Source organism: Mycobacterium sp. (genome assembly GCF_040398885.1).
GTDB lineage: Bacteria > Actinomycetota > Actinomycetes > Mycobacteriales > Mycobacteriaceae > Mycobacterium.
On record NZ_JBBATF010000283.1, the window covers coordinates 1 to 1,994 of the forward strand.

At 69.9% G+C, this 1,994-nt stretch carries 3 protein-coding genes; all 3 read right to left on the minus strand.

Annotated elements, in window-relative coordinates; all coding sequences use genetic code 11:
* On the minus strand, positions 1-404 hold a 404-nt coding region (locus tag ADBZ5U_RS16040; RefSeq protein ID WP_526811856.1), incomplete at its 3' end, for a 4Fe-4S dicluster domain-containing protein.
* Between the two features lie 88 nt (positions 405-492).
* Positions 493-939, minus strand: coding sequence for a hypothetical protein (locus ADBZ5U_RS16045; RefSeq protein WP_526811858.1), 447 nt, complete (start codon positions 937-939; stop codon positions 493-495).
* The coding region (locus ADBZ5U_RS16050; protein ID WP_526811859.1) for a GTP-binding protein at positions 936-1,994 on the minus strand (1,059 nt) is incomplete at its 5' end. The genes ADBZ5U_RS16045 and ADBZ5U_RS16050, both read right to left, overlap by 4 nt.

Below are 1,994 nucleotides of genomic sequence, written 5' to 3' on the forward strand. Positions count from 1 at the left end.
GCCGCCTCGGGGCAGACGCGCGAGCAGGCCGGGCAGTTGGTCTTGCAGTTGTCGTTGTTCTGGACCTGGATGCGCTTGCCGTCATCGACCCCATACACGCCGAAGAGGCAGAAGCTCAGGCACTGCATGCAGTTGGTGCAGCGGTCGTAGTCGATGACCGGGAACCACGGTCGCCAGGCACCCGGTGTGGGTGCGGAGAACTCGGCGCGGGCGGCCTCGGCCTGATCGCCGACGGTGGCCGGGTCGAGCGATCCCCAGCGGACCTTGGCGGTGGCCTCACCGGTGGGAGGTCCATCGGGTTGCCAACGGCCCACCACCAGCAGCGGCGTGGTGTCGGCGGGGGCGAGCGGCCGCTCGGCACCGGCCCGGGTCACGGCGAAGCCGCGTTCCAGCAGGGTGTTCACGGCGGCCAGCCGGGACTCGGCATCGACGGACTCGGCTCCGGAACCTTCGTAAAGGACGACGCGGAGGGGGCGATCGGACAGGGCCATATCAGGGTTGGGTGGGAGTGGGAGCGACCGGGGTCGGCGCCGCCGTGGCGGCCCCGGGGGCATCGGAAGCGGTGACCTTGCCTTCGGGCAGGTTGGGTCGCAATTCGGTGGAGAAGAGGGAATCGAGCACCTCGGCGGCCGGTTGGGTGCGCATGTTGAGCACCTCGGTGGCCCCGAGGGGCAATGGTGCATTGGCCGCGGCGAACAGCCACTTCACGGCCCGCGGGAAACAGGCGGCGATCTTCACCGGACCGGCCGCGGCCAGCCGTTTCAAGGAAGGATCGCGGCGGGCGGACAACTCGCAGAGGTCGGGCACCGCCTCGAAGGGCAGGTTGCTCTCGCACAGTCGTTTCAGCACGGCCGCCTTCACCTCGGGCGAGACGACCTGGGCGTACTGGCAGTGGCAGTACAGCAGGGCGGGCGGCGGTGCGGAGGGGGGGTGGCTCATGAGGCTACGGTGCCGGCGTGGCTGTCGCGGTGGGTGGGCGTGGGACGACCGGGACGGAATTGCTCGGCATGCTCGAGGCGCGCCGACAGCCCCGGCCAGCGTGCCGGCAATGCGGCGATGGCGGCCTCGACGGCGGTCCGCAGGGTGCCGGGGTCGGCCTCGACCCGCAGGTTCAGGATGAGCTGGCCGGCATCGGCGGGCCCGTCGAGCGTGAGGCTGAGTTCCGGGACGAAGTCGCTGCGGACCAGGCTGACCGCCGCGATGTCGCCCAAGCCACCGTCCGGGCTGAAGGTCATCTTCAGGTGGGCGATCTCCGCCTCACCCAGACGGGTGCGCAGGTCTTCGGCCAACGCCTTGAGCAGGGCGTTGGCATCCAGGGCCGATCCTTGGAGGACCACCGTGGCATTCAGCCAGCCGAGCAGCGCCTCGCCCTCGGCATAGAGGTCGTAATCGACGGCCATGGCCGGGCGAAGCAGGGGTGCCGAGGTCTGGAGTCGATCGAACCAGGCATCGACGCCGGCTCCGGTCCGCACCGAGACCGCCAGGATGTCCTTGCCCGGGAACGCCTCGGTCAAGGCCGCCTTCAGGCGGTCCAGCCGGGCCGCGTCGAGGAGGTCGCTCTTGGTGATGACCAGCAGATCGGCCTCTTCGGCCTGCTTCTTCCAGATGTACACCACCTTGTCGGAGAACTTGCGGGCCGGGGCGATGCCCAGGACCTGCTCGGCCCGGACCGGATCGACCAGAACGCTCAGGGGTGCGATCCGGAAACGGTCGCCATAGATGCGGCGCAGCGGGTAGGTGACCGTGGCCACCAGGTCGGTGCAGCTGCCGACCGGCTCGGCCACGAAGGCGTCGGGACGGGTGGCCGCATCGAGTTTCTGGGCGGCGTCCACCAGCGAATTGAAACGGCAGCAGAAGCAGCCTCCGGCGATCTCTTCGGTGGCGAAGCCGCGGGCCCGCAGCATGGCGGTGTCGACCAGTTCACTGCCCTGGTCGTTGGTGATCAGCCCGACCCGGAGCCCCTGTTGCACCAACCGCTGGGCCAGCGCGGCCAC